The sequence below is a fragment of the Acutalibacter sp. 1XD8-36 genome, assembly GCF_009917525.1.
Taxonomy (GTDB): domain Bacteria; phylum Bacillota; class Clostridia; order Oscillospirales; family Acutalibacteraceae; genus Acutalibacter.
Map to the genome: position 1 here is coordinate 577,890 of NZ_QZDU01000002.1, position 7,494 is coordinate 585,383.

The window sequence follows — 7,494 nt, forward strand, 5'->3', positions numbered from 1 at the left end:
TCCTATCCCTCCTGACGGTAAAAGCTGACAAAGGCGCTGTTCACCTGCTGGAACCGCCCCCGGCTGACGGGCACCTGCCTGCCGCCGTCTAAGATGAGACCATCCCGCTGTACCCTGTACACATGCCGCAGGCCCACAAGACAGCAGCGGTGGCATTGGATAAAGTCTCCCTCTGGCAGCCGCCCGCACAGCTTCCGGAACCCGGCTTTTGACTCCAGGGTATCCCCTCCCGCCAAAGTCACCACCGTGCGGTGTCCGCTGGACTCCAATAATGCTATGTTAGACAGCAGAATCCGGGCGGTCTGGCCGTCGGCGCACTCAAGCAGTATGAAGGGCTCCCTACCCCCGCGCTGTATTGCCTTATCAAGGCAAAGGAATATCTTGTCCCGGCTCACCGGCTTTATCAGGTAGTGCACGGCGTCCAGCTCAAAGCCCTCGGCCATATGGCCTGCAAGCCCTGTTACAAAAACCACCGGCAGACGGGAGCCTGAGTCGCGGAGCATCCTGCAAAGCTTCAGTCCGTCTGTGCCGGACATCTGTATGTCAAGTAAAAGCACATCCCAGTCCTTCTCATTCTCCCAGACAAACCAGAAGGCGTCACCACTGGGGAACAGTCTTACCTCAGAGGGCTCCCGCCGGTCCCGGGCCCAGTCCTGGACAAAGCCCCGAAGCCATTCAGCCTGGGCGGGCTCATCGTCGCATATGGCTATCCTGCGCATGAGATACTTCCTCTCATTATTTTCTCCACCAATGATATCATATACGGTGATATTTTTCAAGGACGGTGCCTATGAGTTATAGTTTTGATTTATTCTGGGAGAACCGTTGATTCAATATCGGTGATGTGATACAATCTGTTTACTAAGTAAAAACTTTGAGGATAAGAAAATGAAAAAATCTAAGCTTTACGCTTTAACATATTTATCTGCTTTTCCCTTTTTTGCAATAGTTTTTGGTGCAATTTTCTTTTCGGCAGGAAGCCTATGCTTCTGGAATGGTTGGCTGTATTGGCTGGCGTTCTGCGTTCCAACACTTGTGATTACAATGTACTTTCCGCAAAAAGACCCCATATTGATTGAGAGACGCATTTGCCCGGTTGAAACCAGGGCGGCACAAATTGCCGGACAGAGTATCGCGGCGGTTCTCTTCTTAGGAGGCATTGTCATTTTGCCATCGCTGGATTACCATTTTGGCTGGACTTATGTTTACACAGGGATATCTGTACTCAGCGCGGCTGCTGTGCTTATAGGCTTTATAGTTGTCTTCATCGTTTTCAAGGTCAACACCTTCACATCCCGCGCCATTGAACATATGGAAGGACAACAGCTTATTACCACAGGGCCATATTCCGTTGTCAGACACCCTATGTACAGCGGCGCAGCCCTTATCATTCTTGCCACTCCGTTAGTTCTTGGCTCCCTATTAGGGCTTATTCCGGCGGCCCTGCTTATACTTGTCATTGTGCTAAGGATTTACAACGAAGAAAAGCTGCTTGAAACAGAGCTTGATGGATATATAGAATACCGCGAGAAAACAAGGTTCAGGTTAATACCATACGTCTGGTGACACGTTACAGGAAATGAATATAATAACCACATAAAACATAAAAATAACCCCTTGCTATTTTCCGGCGGCTGTGCTATCCTTGAGAAAACCCAATGAAAGGAAACGAGAGCTATGCTGAAAATCACATTTATGGGCGCTGGCAGCACCGTCTTCGCCCGGAACGTCATCGGTGACTGCATGTGCAGCCCCATTTTAAGGGAGGCCGAGTTCGCGCTATATGACATTGATGGGCAGCGTCTTCAGGAAAGTGCCGAGATACTGGGCGCCATGAACGAGACCTTAGGGAGCCACAGTAAAATCACCACCTTCCTGGGCGTTGAAAACCGTAAGGACGCCCTGAGGGGGGCTACCTTCGTAGTGAATGCCATCCAGGTGGGCCTGTATGACCCCTGCACCATCATCGACTTCGAGGTGCCCAAGAAGTACGGCCTTCGCCAGACAATCGGCGATACCTTGGGTATTGGGGGCATTATGCGTGCCCTGCGCACCATCCCGGTGATGGATGACTTCGCCAAGGACATGGAGGAGGTCTGTCCGGACGCATGGTTCCTCAACTATACCAACCCCATGGCAATGCTCTCCGGCTATATGCAGCGCTATACCGGTGTGAAGACCGTAGGACTATGCCACAGCGTGCAGGTCTGCTCTGAAGGGCTTCTGAAAAAGCTTGACATGGAGGACAAGCTGGAGGGACGCAAGGAGCTTATCGCCGGTATCAACCACATGGGCTGGCTGCTCGAGATAAAAGACAGGGATGGTAACGATTTGTATCCTGAGATACGCCGCCGTGCCAAAGAGAAGAATGCAAACGAGAAGCATGACGATATGGTACGTTTCGAGTACATAGACAAGTTCGGCTACTACTGTACCGAGTCCAGCGAGCATAACTCCGAGTACAATATGTTCTATATTAAGTCAAAGTACCCCGAGCTTATCGACCGTTACAACATCCCTCTGGATGAGTACCCCCGCCGCTGTGTCAACCAGATAGAGGGCTGGGCTAAAGAGCGCGACCAGCTCAGAGAGAGCCACCAGCTGGACCATAAGCGCAGCCATGAGTACGCCTCCTATATTATGGAGTCCATCATGACCGACACACCCTACAAGATAGGCGGCAACGTGCTGAACACCGGAGGGCTTATCGAAAACCTTCCCCATGACGCCTGCGTTGAGGTGCCCTGCCTTGTGGATGGCAGAGGAGTAAACCCCTGCCGGGTTGGCCGCCTGCCTGTACAGTGCGCGGCTATGAACATGACGAACATCAACGTGCAGCTGCTTACTATTGAAGCTGCGGTCACTAAGAAGAAAGAGCATATCTATCAGGCTGCAATGCTGGACCCCCATACCGGCAGTGAGCTGGATATCGATACCATTATCAAGATGGTGGACGATTTGATTGCTACTCACGGTGATTGGCTTCCGAAATACTGCTAAGAATATAAGTAAAGGCCTGTTCAGTTTTAATTGAGCAGGCCCTTTATAATGTAGTCTGATTTCAATCTTTGCTCTGCCTTTCACTTTGTTAAGCAGTTGTCCTAATGAATGATATAGAGATAGTAGTTGCAAATTATTGTGACTGCTATCTTTTTTGTTGTGTTGGAGTTTTCGACAGCTCCAAACTGCTAATTTATAAATAACTTCCACTCGGCGGCAAAAGAGAGCCGTACGAGAATCTAAAATTTAAGAGGGTTGAAATCATGAACAAAAGCAAGTTCCTTAAGAGACCACTTGCGGCTCTTCTGGCCATTCTTATGGTCGTCGCTTTGGTCCCAATGAGCGCGCTGGCGGAAGATGAGGATGTGGGGCAGGAGCTCAACATCACCGTCGACACCTACCGCGCCACCCGTAACAGTGACGGCAACTATGAGGTCACTGTTTACGACTCCAACGATGTCACCATCGCTTGGGCGCCCATCCCGGGCACCACTCTGAAGCTGGTGACGAGAGGTGAGAACCCGGCTGTGCTGGATTTGCCTTATAAGCTCTATCTGGCAAAGAATGCCGAGGTCACCGGCGACAACGTCTACACCGTTACCCTTCGCGAGAAGGTTGGCGACGCAGAGCCTGTCGACCACGACCTGATAATCACCGTGGAGAGCACAATCCCCGAGAACGATGCCACCCTGTCCACCGTCCGCGTGGAGAACGCCGAGGGCACCTACGCCTTCGGGTACCTTGACGAAATCAAGGCCCATGCCATCTCCGGTGACATCAACGGCAGCGACATCGTTATCACCCTGCCCTTCGGCATGAAGCCCGGCGACGTGGGCCTGGGTGTAGATATCTCCGATTCTACTGAGATATTCGCCCCCACTTCTATCCGCGCTAAGAGCGCTTATGCCTATGATGCTTCCACACAGACCGGTAAGGTGACTGTTACCGCTAAGACCGGCACTCAGGATTTCTACAATGTTTCCTTTGTGAATGAGAAGGTTTTCGATAGCTTCTCTGTATCTGGACAGATTGGCGAGACTGACCTCTCTGTACTTGATGAGGTTACTACTGGAACAAATCTGCCTAACTTGAGTGTGAAGGTAGCTGACAATACGGCGGCATGGGTTCCTACCTTTACAAGTGGAGAAAATGTAAAGCGTATTATGGGTGTTACCACTGCTGGAGACACTTTTGCAGATAAGAACACTACTGCTGATGTTGTGCTCGACTGGTCCAGCAATGATACGTATGGCATCGGTGAGTGCATTGAGAGCATGACTAATCCGGCACATCTGCTTAAAGTGATTGGCAGCGGTCATGCCACTTGGAGCGTGCCCAGCACTGTGCTGCTTGTCCGTACCAAGGCTAACCCCTCCGGGGCTTTTGTAAAAATCACTCTTGAGAACAAGCCCGTTCGCGGTGAAGACGCCATCATGACTGAAATTCAGGTGGATGGCTCTGAAAGCAAGTGGGGCCTGACTGCTGATGATGCCTCATCTCCTGTCAATATTGTTGTTGATAAGACCCATGACTTTGACAAGGGCAATACACAGCTGAAGCCTGGTGAGCATGCCTGCACTGTGAAGGTAACCACCGACGCGAAAGCAACAGTATCTGTTCCTGCTCAGAATATTACTGCAGACGGCAGGGGAACAACAAGACATACTCTGAATAATGTGAACACCAAGAGCGGCTCTTTCACTCTGCGTGTTACTGCTGAAGACGGCAAGCACTATCGCGATTACACCATCAATCTTACCGCTTCCAAGGTCAACACCACTGAGCTGAATAAGCTTGAGCTGCGTGATGGCAGTGGCGATGTGGTAGCTGTTGGTGTACCTGAGTCCAAAGCTGACAAAACTGTCACTCTGAAAGTTCCTTATAAGTATGGATTTGAATGGTCTTTTAACAATATAAGCACCATTTATCCCGACCTTGCTAACCTTGGATTCTATGCCTATCCCAGTGATGGTGCTAGCGTAAAGCCTGGCCCTGGTAAAGATGCTGAATTACCGGGAATTAATGATGACAACTACAAAGGCGGCATAGGCGACCCTATTGAAAATAGTGTTACTAAAATGGGTGATGTGTGGTTAGGGAAATACACAACCCGTAAGTATAATGTAACCAATGAGACTGCTGGTGCTTTTGATGATACTCTTTTCCTCACAGTTTCTAATGCTAATGGAGAGGAAAGTGTATATCAGGTAAAACTGGAGCAGGGCCTACCCAATGAGAATGCTGAAATTACAAAGGCAACAGCTAATCGCGCTTGGGATAACGACTATGTGTACTCCGTTGCTACTACCTTAAATCAGCCGATTGAAACAACTGATATTGGGACTGCAACACCTGGATATATGGGTGCAGTAGATGCCAATGGCAACGCACTTCCTACAACAATTGAAGACGGTGCTATTCGGGTTGATGTACCTTATGACTGGAAAAATACAGATGTCTTCTATTTCACAAATCTGGAGTGGACTGGCGAAAAGCTTTATAGATTTGGAGCTGTAACTGATAATAAGCTTGATGTTCTCTTAAATGGAAGCAAAATATGTCTGGACAACGATAATCAGGACAGCCAGTTGATGGCTCAAGGCAATGCAAGCTGGAGTGATAAGCAGGATACTATTCTTGGATTTACTGGTCTTACAACCAGTCCCAGTACAGCTAAGAGCGATAATATTCTATATGTTGCCAGTGAAAAGAGTTTTTATACCGTGAAGGGTACTGGTACTAACGACCACTGGATGCATCCTTCGTGGATTAGAAAGAACGCCGACGCTGAGTACAAAATCTACATCCGGCGCACCACCAAGGACACCGGGAAAGTGCTGAACAGCATAGGCTCAGACGACAGTAACGTAAAGGTCGACTTCAACAAGACCTACGACAAGGTCACTGTCACAGTCCCCGGCAGCTACAACTGGGGCGATTACCGTCACGACGGCAGCCATGACTTCACCCTGAAGTTTGACGCTTCCAAGGGCGCTGTCGTGATTGACAAGGGCCAGGCTCTGGTGAACAAGACCATTGCTGAGGACTCTATCGAGGACGGCAAGAAGTATGACGACGACCGTAATGGCACCACAAGCCCCGCACTTGAGTCTGACAGCCAGGCTGAGTACAATGTCCAGATGAACGAGCACGACCAGTGGGTTGCCGGCGAGACCAGCTTCTTTGTGCTGGGCGGCGAGCTGTACATCTATGACGAGCTCACCGGCGAGCAGACCCGCGTGACCGGCGAGGGCAACAGCTTTACCAACAGCAACTGGGGCGAGATTAAGAGCAAGCAGGCTGAGATTGACGTCTTCGACGCGGCTCAGGAGTCTGTGCGCACCTACCGCCTTGAGCTGGTAGTTGGCGCTAAGAGCAATGCGAACTCCATCCTGTCCCTGAAGGTTGGCGAGACTGCCGCAACTATCGACGGCACCAACATCACCGCCACCCTGCCCGCAGACAGCGAGAAGGAGCAGGCCCTGGCTATCGAGGTCTCCCCGATGGCTACGGTTACCGTCAACGGCGCTGCTTACCTGAGCACCCTGCCCATCGACCTGAGCGAGCCCGCAACTATCGTTGTCACCGCCGAGGACGGCACAGAGGCAACCTACACCCTGACCGTCACCTTCAGCGACGACACTCCCGACCCGGAGAAGCCCTCGGACAAGTACACCGACCTTGATAAGGTCACCAACGATACCATGCGCAACAAGGTCAAGGCAGCTATCGATATGGGCATCATGGGCAGCACCAGCTCCACCGCCTATGTCTTCGCCCCCAAGGCCGACATAGGCCGCAAGGATATCGCTGTCATCATTGCCCGCGCTGACCTCATCGCCAGCAGCGAGGATATCGCCAACGCCGAGCAGGCTGACGAGGCCCTGAAGGCCATGTACACCGACGGCGAGGACGCCTTCAACGACCTTGCCAAGTGCAACGACGTCCAGAAGGCCGCCATCCGCTACTGCGCCGAGAAGGAGATTGTCAAGGGCGACGGAGCCGGCTTCAATCCCGATGGCAAGCTGGCCCGCGAGGAGATAGCTGTCATCCTGACCAACTGGACCAAGGTTGAAGTTGACAAGAACAATACCGAAAACGTAAATAAGATAGCTGATTGGAACGAGATATCCAACTGGGCTAAGCCCTATGTCAATGCCGTCTACGCTAACAAGCTTATGAATGGCAAGGGCACCGGCTTCGACCCCAAGGGCACTGTGAACCGCGAGCAGACCGCTTCCGTACTGGTGGACGCTTTCGGCATCATCTACCCCGAGTTCGGTAACTAAGGTTTCAACTCATCTAAATTTTATGATTACCCCATAAAAGCAAAGGGGGCGGAGAAATCCGCTCTCTTTGTCTTTGGTTTTAAAACAAAAAGTTTTGACTAAAAGCAGAGGAGGCAGATTGCTCTGCCTCCCCCGCCTTTATGGGGTAATCATAAAATTTAGATGAGTTGAAATCTTATTCAACCTCGGCGTTCTTCTTCTCGTA

At 50.9% G+C, this 7,494-nt stretch carries 4 protein-coding genes; 3 read left to right on the forward strand and 1 reads right to left on the reverse strand.

What is annotated here, in order from left to right:
* Positions 1-2: 2 nt before the first annotated feature.
* Positions 3-779 (reverse strand): LytR/AlgR family response regulator transcription factor, encoded by a 777-nt coding sequence (locus D5270_RS06490; RefSeq protein WP_166543301.1) that lies wholly within the window; start codon positions 777-779, stop codon positions 3-5.
* Positions 780-888: 109 nt separating this feature from the next.
* Between D5270_RS06490 and D5270_RS06495 the strand changes: the two genes are divergently transcribed.
* The 3 genes from D5270_RS06495 (at position 889) to D5270_RS06505 (ending at position 7,289) form a co-directional block, all read left to right on the forward strand.
* Entirely contained in the window at positions 889-1,566 is a 678-nt protein-coding gene (locus tag D5270_RS06495; protein ID WP_166543302.1) for a methyltransferase family protein, read from the forward strand.
* A gap of 111 nt (positions 1,567-1,677) precedes the next feature.
* Positions 1,678-3,000 (forward strand): alpha-glucosidase/alpha-galactosidase, encoded by a 1,323-nt coding sequence (locus tag D5270_RS06500; protein WP_166543303.1) that lies wholly within the window; start codon positions 1,678-1,680, stop codon positions 2,998-3,000.
* A gap of 263 nt (positions 3,001-3,263) precedes the next feature.
* A complete protein-coding gene (locus tag D5270_RS06505; protein ID WP_166543304.1) occupies positions 3,264-7,289 on the forward strand; it encodes an S-layer homology domain-containing protein in 4,026 nt (1,341 codons plus the stop codon).
* The last annotated feature ends 205 nt before the right edge of the window (positions 7,290-7,494 follow it).